A 16876-nucleotide genomic window follows, 5' to 3' on the forward strand; every position below is an offset into this window, starting at 1 on the left:
GCGCCATGAGCGAGCCGTCCCGGAGCGAGGCGGTCGCGGTCGAGCTCGTGACGGACGACGCGGCCCTCGACGACGTCGTCGCCCTGCGGCTCGCGTGGAAACCTGCGTCCTCCGACGCGGCCGCGGACGCATTGGCTGACGACGAGCGACGGTGGTGGCGAACCAATGGCGCTGGACGGCGCGCGTGGATCGCGAGGCGCGTGGCGAATGCGGCGATCTTCGAACGGATGCCGGTCCCCGGACGCGGGTCCGCGAGGTGGGCCTACGTCGCCAACGTCTTCGTCCTGCCCGAACACCGGCGACAGGGCGTCGCGGCCGCGCTGATGCAGGAGATCGTCAGGTGGGCCCGGGAAGAAGGCATGGTGCGCATCGTGCTCGCTCCGAGCGAGATGTCGGTGCCGTTCTACGCTTCGCTCGGCTTCCGCCCGGCAGACGACCTCATGCGCCTCGACCTCGCCTGAGCACACCGCCGGCCGGCGGCGGATGTGGCCCGTGGGCCATGGGCGTCCGCTCCGCGTCTATGACGGATAGGTACGTATGAGTACTTATCGGTCATAGACGTGGAAACGGATATGTGCCGCAGCTCGCCCGCCGCGGGGTTCACGAGGCATTCACCTTCGAACCCACCCGGAGGGCGTGCGCGTGGCTAGGTTGGCGGGAGCAGACATCCCCTGACGTCAGGACTCCCATGAACCGCTCCCGTGTCGCCGCGGCCGCCGCCGCGTCACTCCTCGCCCTCACCGCAGTCGCCGCCGCGCAGAGCTCGTCCGCTGCGCCGTCACCGGCCGCCGGCCAGAAGAACTCGGAGAAGGACCAGCCCAACGGCAAGGTCGACTCACTGCGCGTCGCGACCTACAACCTCTCGCTCAACCGCAGCACCGAGGGCCAGCTCGTCCGCGACCTTTCGACGCCCGACAACACCCAGGCCCGCAACGTCGCCGAGGTCATCCAGCGCACCAACCCCGACGTCGTCCTGCTCAACGAGTTCGACTACGTCGCGGGCGGCAAGGCCGTCGACCTCTTCCGCGACAACTACCTCGAGCGCTCGCAGAACGGCGCCCCCGCGGTCACCTACCCGTACGCCTACACCGCGCCCGTCAACACCGGCGTCCCGAGCGGCTTCGACCTCAACAACGACGGCACGGTCGGAGGCGGCGACGACGCCTACGGCTTCGGGCTGTTCCCCGGCCAGTACGGCATGGTCGTCCTCTCGAAGTACCCCATCCAGACCGAGAACGTCCGCACCTTCCAGAACTTCCTCTGGAAGGACATGCCCGGCAACGTCATGCCGACCGACTGGTACTCGCCGCAGGAGCAGGACATCTTCCGGCTCTCGAGCAAGTCGCACTGGGACGTGCCGATCACCGTCGGCAAGCGCACCGTGCACGTCCTCGCCGCCCACCCGACCCCGCCGACCTTCGACGGCCCCGAGGACCGCAACGGCCGCCGCAACCACGACGAGATCCGGTTCTGGGCCGACTACATCACCCCGGGCAAGGGCAAGTACATCTACGACGACGCCGGCACCACCGGCGGGCTCAACCCGAGCGAGCCGTTCGTCATCCTCGGCGACTACAACGCCGACCCCTATGACGGCGACTCCTACCAGGGCGCCATCAACCAGCTGCTCGACAACAAGCGTGTCGTCGACCCGCTGAACTCCTCCGAGGGCGCGGTCGAGGCCTCGCAGGAGCAGGGTGGCGCCAACCTCACCCACGAGGGCGACCCGAAGTACGACACCGCCGACTTCGCCGACACCACGCCCGGCAACCTGCGCATCGACTACACGCTCCTGTCGAAGCACCTGCGCCCGACCGACGCCGGCGTCTTCTGGCCGGTCCGCTCGGACCCGCTGTGGCGCCTCACCGGCGAGTACCCGTTCCCGACGAGCGACCACCGTCTCGTCTGGACGGACGTCTCCCTGCGCTGACGCGTCGTCGAGGAAGGCCGACGAAACGGGAGGTATGCCGCCCGCTCACCGAGAGCGGGCGGCATACCGAATCGGCTCTGCGCGCGCGCTGACCTAGGCTGGCCCGCACCATGGCTCGCAAGCGCACTCCCGAGGGCCCACCGCCCCCACCGCCGGTCCAGAAGCTCCGCATCCGCTATGCCCGCCGCGGCCGCCTGCGGTTCTCCTCGACCCGCGACTTCGGTCGCGCGCTCGAGCGCGCGCTGCGGCGCTCCGGCGTGCCGATGGCCTTCTCGGCCGGCTTCCACCCGCACCCGAAGATCTCGTATGCCGGTGCCGCGCCGACCGGGACCGCGAGCGAGGCGGAGTACTTCGAGATCTCCGTGACCGAGCGGGTCGACCCGGATGCGGTGCGCGCGGCCCTCGACGCGGCACTCCCGGACGACCTCGAGATCATCGAGGTCGTCGAGGCCGGCCCCGGTTCGCTCGCCGAGCGGCTCGAGGCGAGCGTGTGGCGTCTCGAGCTGCACGGCGTCACCGAGGACGAGCTCTCCTATGCCGTGGAGCGCTTCCTCGCGGTCGAGGTCGCCGAGGTGACCCGCACCTTCAAGACCGGGCCCAAGACGTTCGACACCCGCTCGGCGGTCCTGGCGATGGACGTGGTGGACGACGCACCGGCGACGACCGCCGCGGGGGAGGAGGGGCCGTGTGCGATACTGCAGATGGTCGTACGGCACACCACACCGTCCGTTCGCCCCGATGACATCCTGACCGCACTGCACGCCGTCACCGAGTTCCAGGCACCGGTCCCGCCACGGGTCACCCGGCTCGCCCAGGGCCCGTTGACAGACGCAGCTGCTGGGGTGGCCGACCCGTTGGCTGCCGACAAGGACGCCGTCGGTTCCTGACCCGGTGACGCAGCGGAAGCCTCCGCGCGAACCGGAGCAGGGACAGCACACGACTTCCGTGCCGGACCTGAAAAACCGGTGCGATACCCCAACACGAGCCCCACGGGGCCGGAAGACCAGGACTGGTCCTGGTGGTGTGGCTGACGGCCATCGTGGCGCCGGAAGGGCCAGAGCCGATGGCTACCCAGGACGACACCACCAACGAACCCACGACGGACGTGACGGTCACCGCTGACGCGGGGACCGACGCGCCCGTCGAGACCGCCGAGGCGCCCACGGCGAAGCCGAAGCGGCGCCGCGCCACGAAGAAGGCCGCCGCGCCGGAGCCGGTTCCGGCACCCGAGGCGCAGCCCGCGACCGGCGACGCCGCCGCCGCTGACGTCACACCCGACGAGCCCACCACCGAGACGGCCGCCGACGAGGGCGCACCCAAGAAACGGGCCCGCAAGACCGCCAAGAAGGCCGCGAAGGCGACCAAGAAGGGTGCGAAGAAGGCGAGCACGAAGGCCGCCGAGGACGGGGACGCCGCTCCCGCCTCCGAGGAGTCCGCAGCCGCCGACGAACAGCTCGCGGATACGCACCCCGCCGCAGAGCAGCAGAGCGAGGCGACCACCGACGAGGGCGACACCGCTGAGGCTCCTGCCGCGACGTCGACCTTCGGGCTCCTCTTCCAGGCCCCGGACCTCACCAAGGCCCCGCGGCGCCGTCGCGCCACCTCTCCCGCGCAGGCCCCCGCCGAGCGGCCCGCCGACCGGGACGAGGACCAGGCGCCCGCCGAGGCCGAGGGGGCCGATCACCCCGCGACGTCCGACGAGGCCGACGACCCGCAGGGCGGCGGCCGGCGTCGCCGCCGGGGCGGCCGTGGCCGCCGCGGACGGGGCGGGGACAAGGCCGACCAGGGTGACGAGCAGGAGAAGTCGTCGCAGGACGACACGGAGGGCAAGGCCAAGTCTGGGAAGACGTCCGCCAAGGACTCCGACGACCGTGATGGTGAGGCGTCCGACGCGGACAAGGACGACAGGGACGACAAGGACGGCGAGAGCGGTTCGAGCCGTCGCCGCCGTCGGCGCCGACGCTCCGGTGGCGCGACCGAGGGAGACGACCCGCCCGGCACCGTGACCAAGGTCCGTGAGCCGCGCAAGGACCGCGACGCTCCGACCGCGGTCAAGGGCTCCACGCGTCTCGAGGCCAAGAAGCAGCGGCGTCGCGAGGGCCGCGAGGCCGGACGCCGCCGCACGATCATCACCGAGGCCGAGTTCCTCGCCCGCCGCGAGTCCGTCGACCGCGTCATGACGGTGCGCGGCAAGGGCGACAAGACCCAGATCGGCGTCCTCGAGGACGGGGTGCTCGTCGAGCACTACGTCTCCCGCGAGACGAACGCGTCGATGGCCGGCAACGTCTACCTCGGCCGGGTCCAGAACGTCCTGCCGTCGATGGAGGCCGCCTTCGTCGACATCGGCAAGGGCCGCAACGCCGTCCTGTACGCCGGTGAGGTCAACTGGGACGCCGCGGGCCTGGAGCAGAACCAGCCCAAGCGGATCGAGAACGCCCTCTCCTCCGGCGACACCGTCCTCGTCCAGGTGACGAAGGACCCGATCGGCCACAAGGGCGCCCGGCTCACGAGCCAGATCTCGCTGCCCGGCCGCTACCTCGTCTACGTGCCCGAGGGCTCGATGACGGGTATCTCGCGCAAGCTTCCCGACACCGAGCGGGCCCGTCTCAAGAAGATCCTCAAGGAGGTCGTGCCCGAGTCCGCCGGCGTCATCGTGCGCACCGCCGCCGAGGGTGCGAGCGAGGAGGAGCTGCGCGCCGACGTCGAGCGGCTCACCAAGGCGTGGGAGAAGATCCAGAAGAAGGTCGACTCCGCCAAGGCGAAGAAGGCCAGCAGCGGCGGCGCGCCGGTCCTGCTCCACGGCGAGGCCGACCTCACCGTCCGGGTCATCCGCGACGTCTTCACCGAGGACTTCAAGGAGCTCATCGTCTCCGGCGACCAGGCGTGGTCCGAGGTCAGCGGCTACGTCGAGGACGTCGCACCCGACCTCGCGGCACGCCTCACGCACTGGACCTCCGAGGAGGACCTCTTCGCGCACTACCGCGTCGACGAGCAGATCGCCAAGGCGATGGACCGCAAGGTCTGGCTGCCCTCGGGTGGCTCGCTCGTCATCGACCGGACCGAGGCGATGACCGTCGTCGACGTCAACACCGGCAAGTTCGTCGGCTCGGGCGGCAACCTCGAGGAGACGGTCACCAAGAACAACATCGAGGCCGCCGAGGAGATCGTCCGCCAGCTCCGGCTGCGCGACATCGGCGGAATCATCGTCATCGACTTCATCGACATGGTCCTCGAGTCCAACCGCGACCTCGTCGTGCGACGCCTCCTCGAGTGCCTCGGCCGCGACCGGACGAAGCACCAGGTCGCCGAGGTCACCTCGCTCGGCCTCGTGCAGATGACCCGCAAGCGGGTCGGCTCGGGCCTCATCGAGGTCTTCGGCGAGACCTGCACCCACTGCGACGGCCGCGGCTTCCTCATCCACAGCGAGCCGATCGAGCGCTCCGGTGGCGGCGAGGGCGGCAACGGTGGTGGCGGCAGCCACAACCACGGCGGCCAGGGCGGCAGCGGCGGCGGCTCCGGTCGCGGCCGTGGCCGGCGCGGCAAGGGCTCGGACGGCTCGGCCGACAAGGCCTCCGCGACCGAGGACAAGCCCGCCTCCAGCGGCCCGACCGCTGCCCAGATCGCGGCGGCCGCGCACGCGGCGGCGATCAAGTCGATGTCGGGGGAGGCCGCCGACGACGACGTCGCCGAGCTCGCCGCCACCGAGCAGCCGGGGTCCGACACCAGCGCCGGGACGATGGCGACCGACGACACGACCGCGACCGACGGGACCACGGCGACCGACGGGACCACGGCGACGGACGACACGACTGCGGCTGACGCCACGGCGGCCGACGAGACGCCGCGCGTCATCGTCGAGCCGGCGTCCACCGAGTCACCCTCGGGCGCGACCACCGAGGCCACCACGGCCGACGTGCCCGCCGACCCCGCGGCCGTCACCGTCCAGGCGCCGCTCGAGGAGCCAGTTGTGCGCCCGCGCCGCAAGCGCGGCCGGGTCGTCGCACCGGCCGGTCCGCCCCGCCACGAGCCGGCGGGCGATCCGGTGACCGAGCAGGCCAGCGCGGATTTGGACCAGCCCGAGGCGAGCCAGTAACCTAGACAGTCGGTGCGCCCACCGAGCCGATGTCCTGTGTCCCGAGTGCTGAGCACGCGGGCAGTGGGGTAGCTATCAGCCGGTCACCGAAGAGCGAGCGCATCCTGAACCGAAAGTGAGTCCAACTGTGTACGCGATTGTTCGCGCAGGCGGTCGGCAGGAGAAGGTCTCCGTCGGAGACGTCCTCCTGATCGACAAGGCCGGCCAGGCCGGCGACAGCATCGACCTGACCCCGCTCCTCGTCGTCGACGGCTCGACCGTCACCTCCGACGCGGCGAAGCTGGCGAAGGTGTCCGTGAAGGCCGAGGTCGTCAAGGCCGCCAAGGGCCCCAAGATCACGATCATGAAGTACAAGAACAAGACCGGCTACAAGAAGCGTCAGGGCCACCGTCAGCCGCTGACCCAGGTCAAGATCACCGCGATCGACGCCTGAGCGGTTCCCCCAGACTCACGAAGGTAGGCAGCAGACATGGCACACAAGAAGGGTGCGTCCTCGACCCGCAACGGTCGTGACAGCAACGCACAGCGACTCGGCGTGAAGCGCTTCGGCGGCCAGCTCGTCAACGCGGGCGAGATCATCGTCCGCCAGCGTGGCACGCACTTCCACCCCGGCGACGGCGTCGGCCGCGGCGGTGACGACACGCTCTTCGCGCTCGTCGCCGGCAACGTCGAGTTCGGCACCAAGCGTCGCCGCAAGGTCGTCAACATCGTCCCCGTCGAGGAGACCGCCTCCGCGGAGTGACCTCGGCGCACCGACAAGGCGCCCGTATGCCGCGTGCTCACCACGCGACATACGGGCGCCTTTCGCTGTCCCCACCCCAACTGATTGCCGGTTCCCGGCAGAACTGCCCCGACTGATTGCGCACAGTTCGCATCCGACGCGAAGCGAGGATGCGAACTGTGCGCAATCAGTCGGGGGAGAGCGGGCAGGATGGGGGCATGGCGGTGACGGTGCGGGAGATGCGACAGGGTGAGCGCAAGGACGCGGCGGCGGCTCTCGCGACGGCGTTCCGCTACGACCCGGTCAACCGGTTCATCGGCAGCCGCCCCGAGCGCGACCGCATCCTCTGGGACACCCTGCTCCGCTTCCAGCACGGTGACGCTGCCAGCGTCGACCTCGCCGTCGACGGGCGCAGGGTCGTCGGCGTCGGGGTCTGGGACCCGCCGGGTCACGCACCGTCGCTGATGTCGCGGCTGCGCGCCGGCCCGGGCTTCCTGCGCGCCCTCGGACGCGACGCGCGCAAGGGCGCCCAGGTCGAGGAGTGGATGGCGCGGCACCGGCCGCAGGAGCCGTTCTGGTACCTCGCCCACCTCGGCGCCACCGAGCCCGGCAAGGGTGTCGGGTCGGCCCTGCTGAACTACCGCCTCGCGCAGCTCGACCGCGAAGGCGGGCGGACGGCATACCTCGAGAACAGCAACGAGCGGAACCTGCGCCTCTACGAGCGGTTCGGGTTCGAGGTGACGTCCCGGCTCGACGGCGGGCCCGAGGGCGCTCCGCCGGTGTGGGGGATGGTGCGGCGCCCCGCATAGACTGGCGGGTATGGCCGTCAACTTCGTGGACCGCGTTGTCCTGCACGTCGCGGCCGGTGACGGCGGACACGGTGTCGCCTCCGTCAAGCGCGAGAAGTTCAAGCCGCTCGGCGGGCCCGACGGCGGCAACGGCGGCAAGGGCGGCTCGCTGATCCTGCGAGTCGATCCGCAGGCCACGACACTGCTCGACTACCACCACAGCCCGCACCGGCGTGCCGCCAACGGCAAGCCCGGCGCCGGCGACGAGCGCAACGGCGGCGACGGCGCAGACCTCGTCCTGCCCGTCCCCGAGGGCACGGTCGTCAAGAATGCCGCCGGCGACGTCCTCGCCGACCTCGTGGGTGCCGACGCCGAGTTCGTCGTCGCTCGCGGCGGCCGCGGTGGGCTCGGCAACAAGGCGCTCGCATCCGCACGGCGCAAGGCTCCCGGCTTCGCCCTGCTCGGCGAGCCCGGAGACAGCCTCGACATCGTCCTCGAGCTGAAGTCGCTTGCCGACGTCGCCCTCATCGGCTTCCCCAGCGCGGGCAAGTCCTCGCTCGTCTCGGTGCTCAGCGCGGCCAAGCCCAAGATCGCGGACTACCCGTTCACGACCCTCGTACCGAACCTCGGGGTCGTCACCGCGGGCAGCGAGCGCTACACCATCGCCGACGTGCCCGGCCTCATCCCGGGTGCGAGCGAGGGCAAGGGCCTCGGCCTGGAGTTCCTCCGTCACGTCGAGCGTTGCTCGGTGCTGGCGCACGTCGTGGACTGTGCGACCCTCGAGCCCGGCCGCGACCCGATGACCGACCTCGAGGTCATCGAGTCCGAGCTCGCGGCCTACGTCCCCGACAACTCCCTCGGTGGCCGTCCGCTCTCGGAGCGCACCCGCATCGTCGTCCTCAACAAGGCCGACGTGCCCGAGGCGCGCGACCTCGCCGAGATGGTCAAGCCGATGCTCGAGGAGCGGGGACTCGAGGTGCACATCGTCAGCGCCGTCGCGCACATCGGCCTCAAGGAGCTGTCGTTCGCGCTGGCCCGTCACGTCGCCGAAGCTCGGGCAGAGCTCGAGGCCGAGGTCGTCGAGCGGCCGCGCACGATCATCCGACCCAAGGCCGTGGACGACTCCGGCTTCACCGTGCGTCGCGAGAACACCAGCGAGGGCGAGATCTTCCGCGTCCTCGGCGAGCGTCCGACCCGGTGGATCCGGCAGACCGACTTCTCCAACGACGAGGCCGTCGGCTACCTCGCCGACCGGCTCAACCGCCTCGGTGTCGAGGACGAGCTGTTCAAGGCCGGTGCCGTCGCCGGCTCGACCGTCGTCATCGGTCCCGAGGAGAACTCCGTCGTCTTCGACTGGGAGCCGACCATGGCCGCGGGTGCCGAGCTGCTCACCGGTCCGCGCGGCACCGACCTGCGCCTCGACGAGTCCGACCGCAAGACCCGCAGCCAGAAGCGCGAGGAGTTCCACGGCCGCAAGGACGCCCAGACCGCCGCGCGCGAGGAGCTCGCGGCCGAGCGCCGGGCCGGGCACTGGGCGACGGTGCGCGACGGCGACGAGGACGAGTCCGCCGGCACCGGCGACGCGTGAGCGGTGACCGTGGGCACTGAGGCGGTCCTGCGCGCCGCGGTGGGCGAGGCCCGCCGCGTCGTCGTCAAGGTCGGTTCGTCCTCGCTGACCGGCCCGGGCGGTGGCGCCCTCGACGAGGCCCGCCTCGTCGGCCTCGTCGACGAGCTCGCTCGCGTGCGGGCGCGCGGGGGAGAGGTCGTCCTCGTCTCCTCCGGTGCCATCGCTGCCGGCCTCGGCCCACTCAGCCTGAACCGGCGGCCCCGCGACCTCGCGACCCAGCAGGCGGCGGCGAGCGTCGGGCAGGGAGCCCTCGTCGCGGCCTACGCTCGGGCCTTCGCGCGACACCACCTCACCGTGGGCCAGGTCCTGCTCACGGCCGACGACGTCACCCGGCGCACGCACTACACCAACGCCCGGCGCACCCTCACCCGCCTGCTCGACCTTGGCATCGTGCCCGTCGTCAACGAGAATGACACCGTCGCGACCCAGGAGATCCGCTTCGGCGACAACGACCGGCTCGCCGCCCTCGTCTCGCACCTCGTCGGTGCCGACGCGCTCGTCCTGCTCACCGACGTCGATGCCCTGTATGACGGCCCGCCCACCCGAGCGGGTTCGTCACGGATTCCCGCGGTCCTGTCACCGGCCGACCTCGACGGAGTCGAGATCGGCGGCACCGGCTCGAGCGTCGGCAGCGGTGGCATGACGACCAAGGTGGAGTCGGCCGGCATCGCCGGCGCGGCCGGCATACCAACTGTGCTCACGCGGCTCGCGGACGCTGGACGTGCGCTGGCGGGGGAGGACGTCGGCACGGTGTTCGCGCCGGGGTCGCGCACCAAGGCATCCCGTCAGCTGTGGATCGCGCACGCGACCGCGCCACGTGGCCGACTCGTCGTCGACGACGGCGCGGTCGCGGCACTGACGAAGCGGCGCACGTCGCTCCTGCCCGCGGGGATCGTCGAGGTGCAGGGGACGTTCACCGGCGGCGACCCCGTCGACGTGTGCGCCCCGGACGGGCGAGCGGTGGCCCGCGGCCTCGTGAACTACTCGTCGAGCGAGCTACCGCCGATGTTGGGGCGGACGACGCACGAGCTCGCGCGTGACCTCGGTGCGGCCTACGAGCGCGAGGTCATCCACCGCGACGACCTCGTCCTGCTCTGACCGCCGTCCCGATCTCACCCCATCGGACGGTTCGGGACGAGGCCGCTGTCCCGATGTCACCCCATCGGACGGTTCGGGACGAGGCGGCCGTCCCGATGTCACCCAATTGGACGGTTCGGGACGACGCTTTGCCAAGTGCTGACCAACTCCTCATCCGCTGCTCACCCGGGCAGGCGAGTCACTGAGGCAGCCTCGTGGTCATGATGACGATCACCCGACGGGCCAGCCGCTTCACCTCCGCCACCGTTCTCGCCACCGGACTGCTGCTTGGCGCGCAGGCCCAGGCCCAACCCGACACCCAGCCCCGCACGGCCCCGGGAGCGACCGCGCTCGAGACCCGCACCGCGGCCCTGCCGGAGTGCGCCCTGTCGAGCCTGCCGCCCGAGGCCACGGACACCGCGAACCTCATCAAGGCCGGCGGGCCCTTCCCCTACAGCGCCGACGGCGGCGTCTTCCAGAACCGGGAGGGTCTGCTCCCGCCGAAGACGACCGGCTACTACCACGAGTACACCGTGGAGACACCCGGCTCGCCGGACCGCGGCGCACGGCGCATCGTGACCGGCGGAGCTCCGCTCACCGACCCGCCGAACTGGTACTACACCGCCGACCACTACGCATCCTTCTGCACGATCACCGGCGTCTGAGGGGGCGCGCACGCACACGCTGGTGCCCGGCCGGCATACCGCAACGAGGGTCCGGCGTCAGCGGATCTGCTCGACCTCGAACTGCATCCGCGGGTTCGCGATCTCTTCCTGCGACTGGACGAGCTGCAGCTCGCGCCGGCCCGAGTCCAGCGTCCGCTGCAGCAGGTCGAAGACGCTCGACACCGTCCGGCCGAGCGCGACTGCGGCGTCACCGGTCTGGAGCAGGTGCGTCGTGAACAGCGCCGCCGTGACGTCGCCGGAACCGTTGGCCTTCATCGGCAGGTGCGGGGTCCGAACGATCCACGCGCCGTCGCCGTGGACGGCGAGCATCTCGATCGTGTCGGCGGGTCGGTCCGGCCGCAGCACCGACGTCACGAGCACCGTCGACGGACCCATGTCCCGGGCTCGGTCCACCGAGGCGAGCGTGTCCTCGAGCGTCTCGGGCTCGGTCTCGGTGAGGAACCCCAGCTCGAACTGGTTCGGGGTGATGAGGTCGGCCGCCGGCACGACCCGCTCGCGCAGCAGCACCGGGATCGCTGGGTGGACGAAGCACCCTGACTTCGCGTTGCCCATCACCGGGTCGCAGGCATAGATCGCGTCCGGGTTGGCGGCCTTGACCCGGGCCACCGCGTCGAGGATGACGTCGCCGATCTCCTCGCCGCCCTGGTAGCCCGACAGCACCGCGTCGACCTCCGCCAGCGCCTCGCGCTCCTCGACGCCAGTGATGACGTCGCGCACGTCACCGGGAGCCATGAGCGGTCCGCGCCACGCGCCATACCCCGTGTGGTTGCTGAAGTGCACCGTGTTGACCGGCCACACCTCGACACCGAGGCGCTGCATCGGGAAGACCGCCGCGCTGTTGCCGACGTGGCCGTAGGCGACCGCGGACTGGATGGAGAGGATCGTCGTCACGTCCGCCATCCTCCCACCGCCGGTCGGACGATCAGGTATGCCGTCCCCTCGCGCTGTGCCTTCGGCGGTCGCGTATGCCGTCCGCTCGCCGTCCGGGTCGAACCGACGGACGTGCAATGGGTCACGGTTGTGGGAAGCATGCGGGGCCGCACGGGTCGGAGGACTCGATGGCTGGGCATTGCACGTCCGTCGGTCCAGCAGCGACCTACGCTGGAGCCATGGCTGCCGAGACTGCCGAGACGTTCGACCCCGCCACGGAGACCGCGGCGGGCGTCGGCGTGCTCGCGGCCCGCGCTCGCACCGCCTCGCTCACCCTCGTCGGGCTCTCCCGCGGCGACAAGGACGCGGCCCTGCACGCCATGGCCGACGCGCTCGAAGCCGCGACCGACACGATCGTCGCCGCCAATGCAAAGGACGTCGAACGCGGTCGCGCCGATGGCATGGCCGACGGGCTCGTCGACCGGCTCACCCTCGACGCCGAGCGGGTCGCCGCTTGCGCCACCGCCCTGCGCGACATCGCCGCCCTGCCCGACCCCGTCGGTGAGGTCGTCCGCGGCTCGACGCTCGCCAACGGCCTCCAGATCCGCCAGGTCCGCGTGCCCATGGGCGTCGTCGGCATCATCTACGAGGCCCGCCCCAACGTCACGGTCGACGCCGCCGGGCTCGGCCTGAAGTCGGGCAACGCCGTCATCCTGCGCGGCGGGTCCGCGGCCGAGGAGACCAACCGGGCGCTCGTCGCCGTCATGCGCGGCGCGCTCGAGAAGCAGGGGCTGCCCGCCGACGCGATCGGCCTCCTCGAGGGTGGCCGCGAGGCCGTCAGGGACCTCCTCACCGCGCGCGGGCTCGTCGACCTCATCATCCCGCGCGGGGGAGCGGGCCTCATCCAGACCGTCGTCACCGAGTCGACCGTCCCGGTCATCGAGACCGGCGTCGGCAACGTCCACGTCTACATCGACGCCGCGGCCGACCTCGACACGGCGCTCGCCATCACCGTCAACGCCAAGACCCACCGGCCGAGCGTGTGCAACGCCGCCGAGTCGCTCCTCGTCCACGAGTCCGTGGCCGCCGAGTTCCTGCCCCGAGTGCTCACGGCCCTCGCCGACAGCGGCGTCCGTCTCCACACGGATCCGGCGGCCGGCAGCGCGGCGGACGCGGCCGGCATACCGCACGACGACGCGACGGACGAGGACTGGGACACCGAGTACCTCGCCCTCGAGATGGCCGTCGGCGTCGTCCCCGACCTCGACGCGGCCCTGGCGCACATCCGCGAGCACAGCAGCGGACACACCGAGGCGATCGTCACGCAGGACCGGGCAGCCGCGCGCCGGTTCACCACGGAGGTCGATGCTGCTGCGGTCATGGTCAACGCCTCGACGCGGTTCACCGACGGCGGCGAGTTCGGGTTCGGCGCCGAGATCGGCATCTCGACCCAGAAGCTCCACGCGCGCGGGCCGATGGCGCTGCCCGAGCTCACGACGACGAAGTGGATCGTCGAGGGCGACGGTCAGGTGCGCTGACCGCGCTGACCGCGCCGTCCCCGGGTCGTCACTCGATGAGACCCAGCGCCTGCACGGCGTTGACCGCGACGAGGAACCCGATGATCCCGAGGACCCACGCGAGCATCTCGTCCTTGGACCGCTGCAGCCAGTCGTTGACCTTGCCGAGCACCGGGGCGATCCGCTCGTGGAGCGAGAGCCGCAACCCGAGCAGGACCAGTGCCGGGACGATCATGACCACGACATACCCTGCGAGCAGCCCGGCATTGGCGGCGAACCCCAGCCCCGCGGTCGTGATGATGCCGACGGCGGCGAGGTAGGGGAGCATCGAGGCCGCCTCGATGACGCCGGCGACGAGCGCGATCGTGGCCACCGTCCCGAACGTCGCGTCGGGGCCGACGGCGCGCTGGCTGAGCTGCTCCATCCGGGTGGGCTTGCCGCCGCGCGCGGCACGACGGGCGGCCGAGCGCTTCTTGTCGAACCGGAAGCTGAGCAGGAAGAGCCCGACGCCGACGGCCAGCTGGCCCCACAGGAACGCCGGGCTGTCGGCGAGCGTGGCGAGGTCGTCGGAGAGGCCGGCGAGCGCGCTCGCGCCACCGAGGAGCACGAGCCCGAGGAGCCAGTAGAAGCCGGCGATGACGCCGAGGTAGGTGAGCACGGCCGCGATGCGCACACGTGGCTGCACGAGCATCCAGACGGGCACCCCGAGGGTGCCGAAGCTCGTGCTGTCGATGAGGGCGAGCACTGCCAGTCCGCCGAGTGCTGCGAGTTCCATGGTCCCTGACCCCTTTTTCAACACGTTTGTATCGGAACGATGCCTCCAGTGGACCATAACCGCACGGCTGTGTCAAAATAGCCGGATGCCCAAGGTTGTCGACCACGATGCCCGCCGCGCCGAGCTCGGCGCGGCCGTCCGTCGCGTCGTCGCCGACCACGGCGTGGCGGGTGCAACGGTGCGGGCCGTGGCGGCCGAGGCGGGCTGGTCCGTGGGAGCGCTGCGCTACTACTTCACGAGCCAGGACGAGCTGCTCGACTTCGCCGTGAACGACATGGTCGCGGGGGTGCCCGCACGCATACAGGACGTCCTCGACACGATGGAACCCGGCCTCGACCGTGCCATGGCGTTGCTCGTGCAGCTGCTCCCGCTCGACTCCGACCGGATCGCCGAGGTGCGCGTCTATCTCGCGTTCATGGCGCGCGAGCGGACACGAGACGGGCGACCGGAGCTGGCCGAAGCCGTGTGGCACGGCGAACGACACATCTGCGCCCTCGCCCTGGCCGATGTCAGGGGCGGGCCCTACCCGCGCCAGATCGGGGCCGTGCCGAAGGCGCTGCGAGATGACGTCGACGAGCTCCAGGTGTTCGTCGACGGCCTGAGCTTCCTCGGCGCGACCCTGCCCGAGAAGCTCACCCCGGCGCGAGCCAGGACCCTCCTGCGGGCTCGGCTGTCAGCACTTGCGCACGAGCCGAGCTAGGGGCGTGCCGACGGTCGCCGCCGCTGGTGACATATCGCGGTCGATAACCTTGCGCGTATGCTGCAGGTATGGACATCCGCGCGGCTCGCCTCGCTGCCGGGCTGAGCCAGTCGCAGCTCGCCCGGGCAGCCGGCGTGCCCCAACCGAACCTGTCGGCGTACGAGAACGCCCGGCGGTCCCCGTCCCCTGCGGTGTTGCGACGAATCCGCGAGGCACTTCACGTCCCTGCGGCGCGGCGCATCGATGTCCACCGGGGCGAGATCCGCGCGCTCGTGGCTGCCCACCGCGCCCGGGATGCGCGGGTCTTCGGGTCCGCCGCCCGAGGCGAGGACCGGGCGGGGTCCGACATCGACCTCCTCGTCGAGTTCTCCGACTCGGCGAGCCTGCTGGACGAGGTGGGCCTGCGTCTGGCTCTCACCGACCTGCTGCAGGTCGAGGTGGACGTGGTCGGGCTCGACACCTTGCGCGGTGACGTTCGTGCGCGCGTCCTGAGCGAAGCCGTCCCGGTGTGAGCGCCGATCCGGCCGCGAAGGCGCGAGACGCCGTGGAGCGCACCATCGCACTGTGCGATGTGCTGACCGATCTGGTGCGGATGCGCGAGGACGAGTTCGTGGCCGACGTCCGAACCCAATGGGCGGTCGAGCTGGGGCTGATCAGGATCGGCGAGACGATCAACCGAATCCCTGACGAGGTCTTGGACCGGTTTCCGGGACAGCCGTGGCGACAGATCGTGGCGATGCGCAACTTGGCCGTGCACCAGTACGACGACCTCGAGCCGCGGCGGGTGTGGCGCACGGTGATCGGGGACGTCCCCGCGCTTCGCGCCTACTTGGCCGAGGTCGTCCGCCAGGAACTGTGAGCCAGCGACGCTCAGGTGGCTCCGTCGGGTCGCCGGCCCTTCTCGAGGGAGTCGTGGGCGATGAAGTAGGACGGCCGGGCTTGCATCGCGGCATACATCCGCCCGACGTACTCACCGAGGATGCCGAGCGCGAGCAGCTGCACGGCCCCCACCGCCGAGACGATGACGACCGTCGACGTCCAGCCGGGGAGGGCGTGGTCGAGCAGCCGCGCGATGAGGGCATAGGCCAGCACGCAGAGCGAGGCAAGACCGCCGAGGAGCCCCAGCCACGTCGCGAACCGCAGCGGTGCGAGGGAGAACCCCGTCACCGAGTCGACCGAGAGGCGCAGCATCTTCGACAGCGGGTACTTCGAGGTGCCGGCCGCGCGTTCCTCGCGGGCATAGCCGACCGTCCCCGACGGGAACCCCAGTGCCGGCACGACGAACCGCAGCACCCGGCCGGACTCGGGCAGGGAGTTCACCGCGTCCACCGTGGCGCGCGACATGAGCCGGTAGTCGCCGGCGTCCACGTGGGCGTCGATGTCGCTCACCTTGCGGATCAGCCGATAGAAGACGCGCGCCGAGCCCCGCTTGAACGCGGTGTCGCTCGAGCGGTCCTCGCGCACGCCGTAGACGACGTCGACACCGTCCTCGCGGGCGATGCGCAGCATCTCGGGGATGACCTCCGGTGGGTCCTGGAGGTCGGCGTCGAGGGTGACGACGTAGTCCCCCCGGGCCCGGTCGAGGCCGGCGGAGATCGCGGCCTGGTGGCCGGCGTTGGCACGCAGCCGCAGCACCCGCAGCTGCGGCCAGTCGCGCCGCAGCCGTTCGAGGACCAGGGGAGTCGCGTCACTGCTGCCGTCGTCGACGGCGACGATCTCGTATGCCGTGCCCAGGCCGTCCGCGATCGGCCGCAGCCGCTCGACGAGCAGGGGGAGGACGTCCTCCTCGTTGAACATCGGGATGACGATGCTCAGCGTCACGGGAGCGTCGGGGGTCGGCGCGGACATGGGGTTCAGCGTAGGGGGAGGGGCGCAGACGACGAGAGCGCACGGCATACCGAAGGCCCCCGATGTATGAGATCGGGGGCCTGCGGCACTGGGTCACACCCTGTGTGGTGAGCCGGTCGGTCCCGGCGGGCGTACCCGCCGAGGGTGCCACGCGACATTGGCGCCGCCCCGGTCTCCCGGGACGAACTTCGGCTCGGGCCGTCGGCCGCGGTGTGCCCCGCGATGTCGCTCACGGTGTGGGGTT

At 71.3% G+C, this 16876-nt stretch carries 17 protein-coding genes; 14 read left to right on the forward strand and 3 right to left on the reverse strand.

The genetic code is table 11. The features are described from left to right. Window positions 1-5 precede the first annotated feature (5 nt). From BCF74_RS13665 to BCF74_RS13710, 10 genes are all read left to right on the forward strand, one after another. Window positions 6-461 carry a GNAT family N-acetyltransferase gene (locus BCF74_RS13665; protein WP_106298517.1) on the forward strand — a complete coding sequence of 152 codons (456 nt, stop codon included), beginning with the start codon at window positions 6-8 and terminating at the stop codon, window positions 459-461. 227 nt (window positions 462-688) lie between these two features. Then, window positions 689-1930 (forward strand): endonuclease/exonuclease/phosphatase family protein, encoded by a 1242-nt coding sequence (locus BCF74_RS13670; RefSeq protein WP_106298518.1) that lies wholly within the window; start codon window positions 689-691, stop codon window positions 1928-1930. 110 nt (window positions 1931-2040) lie between these two features. Further along, entirely contained in the window at window positions 2041-2817 is a 777-nt protein-coding gene (locus BCF74_RS13675) for a TIGR03936 family radical SAM-associated protein (protein WP_106298519.1), read from the forward strand. 176 nt (window positions 2818-2993) lie between these two features. Then, window positions 2994-6023 (forward strand): Rne/Rng family ribonuclease, encoded by a 3030-nt coding sequence (locus tag BCF74_RS13680; RefSeq protein WP_106298520.1) that lies wholly within the window; start codon window positions 2994-2996, stop codon window positions 6021-6023. A gap of 127 nt (window positions 6024-6150) precedes the next feature. After that, the gene (gene rplU, locus BCF74_RS13685; protein WP_106298521.1) at window positions 6151-6456 is read left to right on the forward strand and encodes a 50S ribosomal protein L21; all 306 of its coding nucleotides are present in this window, start codon (window positions 6151-6153) and stop codon (window positions 6454-6456) included. A gap of 36 nt (window positions 6457-6492) precedes the next feature. Next, on the forward strand, window positions 6493-6765 hold the full coding sequence (rpmA, locus tag BCF74_RS13690) for a 50S ribosomal protein L27 (protein ID WP_106298522.1): 273 nt from the start codon (window positions 6493-6495) through the stop codon (window positions 6763-6765). A 197-nt stretch (window positions 6766-6962) separates the two neighbouring features. Further along, window positions 6963-7553 (forward strand): GNAT family N-acetyltransferase, encoded by a 591-nt coding sequence (locus BCF74_RS13695; RefSeq protein WP_218279276.1) that lies wholly within the window; start codon window positions 6963-6965, stop codon window positions 7551-7553. 10 nt (window positions 7554-7563) lie between these two features. After that, the gene (gene obgE, locus BCF74_RS13700; protein WP_106298523.1) at window positions 7564-9120 is read left to right on the forward strand and encodes a GTPase ObgE; all 1557 of its coding nucleotides are present in this window, start codon (window positions 7564-7566) and stop codon (window positions 9118-9120) included. A 9-nt stretch (window positions 9121-9129) separates the two neighbouring features. After that, window positions 9130-10257, forward strand: coding sequence for a glutamate 5-kinase (gene proB, locus BCF74_RS13705; protein WP_106298549.1), 1128 nt, complete (start codon window positions 9130-9132; stop codon window positions 10255-10257). A gap of 200 nt (window positions 10258-10457) precedes the next feature. Further along, window positions 10458-10901 carry a guanyl-specific ribonuclease gene (locus tag BCF74_RS13710; protein WP_218279277.1) on the forward strand — a complete coding sequence of 148 codons (444 nt, stop codon included), beginning with the start codon at window positions 10458-10460 and terminating at the stop codon, window positions 10899-10901. Between the two features lie 57 nt (window positions 10902-10958). On the opposite strand, the gene pdxY is transcribed toward BCF74_RS13710, so the two are convergent. Next, entirely contained in the window at window positions 10959-11813 is an 855-nt protein-coding gene (pdxY, locus tag BCF74_RS13715) for a pyridoxal kinase PdxY (RefSeq protein ID WP_245889365.1), read from the reverse strand. 218 nt (window positions 11814-12031) lie between these two features. On the opposite strand from pdxY, the gene BCF74_RS13720 reads away from it, so the two are divergent. Next, window positions 12032-13330 (forward strand): glutamate-5-semialdehyde dehydrogenase, encoded by a 1299-nt coding sequence (locus BCF74_RS13720; RefSeq protein WP_106298525.1) that lies wholly within the window; start codon window positions 12032-12034, stop codon window positions 13328-13330. A 28-nt stretch (window positions 13331-13358) separates the two neighbouring features. Here the strand turns inward: BCF74_RS13720 and BCF74_RS13725 are convergent, their stop codons facing one another. Next, entirely contained in the window at window positions 13359-14084 is a 726-nt protein-coding gene (locus tag BCF74_RS13725; RefSeq protein WP_106298526.1) for a GAP family protein, read from the reverse strand. A gap of 85 nt (window positions 14085-14169) precedes the next feature. On the opposite strand from BCF74_RS13725, the gene BCF74_RS13730 reads away from it, so the two are divergent. The 3 genes from BCF74_RS13730 (at window position 14170) to BCF74_RS13740 (ending at window position 15643) form a co-directional block, all read left to right on the forward strand. After that, complete coding sequence (locus BCF74_RS13730; RefSeq protein WP_106298527.1) at window positions 14170-14784, forward strand: TetR/AcrR family transcriptional regulator; 615 nt, start codon at window positions 14170-14172, stop codon at window positions 14782-14784. A gap of 68 nt (window positions 14785-14852) precedes the next feature. Then, a complete protein-coding gene (locus BCF74_RS13735; protein ID WP_106298528.1) occupies window positions 14853-15296 on the forward strand; it encodes a helix-turn-helix domain-containing protein in 444 nt (147 codons plus the stop codon). After that, window positions 15293-15643, forward strand: coding sequence for a HepT-like ribonuclease domain-containing protein (locus BCF74_RS13740; protein WP_106298529.1), 351 nt, complete (start codon window positions 15293-15295; stop codon window positions 15641-15643). Before BCF74_RS13735 ends, BCF74_RS13740 begins: the two co-directional genes overlap by 4 nt. An 11-nt stretch (window positions 15644-15654) precedes the next feature. On the opposite strand, the gene BCF74_RS13745 is transcribed toward BCF74_RS13740, so the two are convergent. After that, a complete protein-coding gene (locus BCF74_RS13745; protein WP_106298530.1) occupies window positions 15655-16632 on the reverse strand; it encodes a glycosyltransferase family 2 protein in 978 nt (325 codons plus the stop codon). Window positions 16633-16876: the final 244 nt, after the last annotated feature.

The organism is Knoellia remsis (assembly GCF_003002895.1).
Lineage (GTDB): Bacteria > Actinomycetota > Actinomycetes > Actinomycetales > Dermatophilaceae > Knoellia > Knoellia remsis.

Coding starts and splice junctions, on each gene's coding strand:
- BCF74_RS13710 (WP_218279277.1), top strand. CDS start 10,458: ATGATGACGATCACCCGACGGGCCAGCCGCTTCACCTCCGCCACCGTT.
- BCF74_RS13725 (WP_106298526.1), bottom strand. CDS start 14,084: ATGGAACTCGCAGCACTCGGCGGACTGGCAGTGCTCGCCCTCATCGAC.
- obgE (WP_106298523.1), top strand. CDS start 7,564: ATGGCCGTCAACTTCGTGGACCGCGTTGTCCTGCACGTCGCGGCCGGT.
- rpmA (WP_106298522.1), top strand. CDS start 6,493: ATGGCACACAAGAAGGGTGCGTCCTCGACCCGCAACGGTCGTGACAGC.
- BCF74_RS13735 (WP_106298528.1), top strand. CDS start 14,853: ATGGACATCCGCGCGGCTCGCCTCGCTGCCGGGCTGAGCCAGTCGCAG.
- BCF74_RS13665 (WP_106298517.1), top strand. CDS start 6: ATGAGCGAGCCGTCCCGGAGCGAGGCGGTCGCGGTCGAGCTCGTGACG.
- BCF74_RS13745 (WP_106298530.1), bottom strand. CDS start 16,632: ATGTCCGCGCCGACCCCCGACGCTCCCGTGACGCTGAGCATCGTCATC.
- BCF74_RS13720 (WP_106298525.1), top strand. CDS start 12,032: ATGGCTGCCGAGACTGCCGAGACGTTCGACCCCGCCACGGAGACCGCG.
- BCF74_RS13695 (WP_218279276.1), top strand. CDS start 6,963: ATGGCGGTGACGGTGCGGGAGATGCGACAGGGTGAGCGCAAGGACGCG.
- BCF74_RS13730 (WP_106298527.1), top strand. CDS start 14,170: ATGCCCAAGGTTGTCGACCACGATGCCCGCCGCGCCGAGCTCGGCGCG.
- BCF74_RS13670 (WP_106298518.1), top strand. CDS start 689: ATGAACCGCTCCCGTGTCGCCGCGGCCGCCGCCGCGTCACTCCTCGCC.
- BCF74_RS13680 (WP_106298520.1), top strand. CDS start 2,994: ATGGCTACCCAGGACGACACCACCAACGAACCCACGACGGACGTGACG.
- BCF74_RS13675 (WP_106298519.1), top strand. CDS start 2,041: ATGGCTCGCAAGCGCACTCCCGAGGGCCCACCGCCCCCACCGCCGGTC.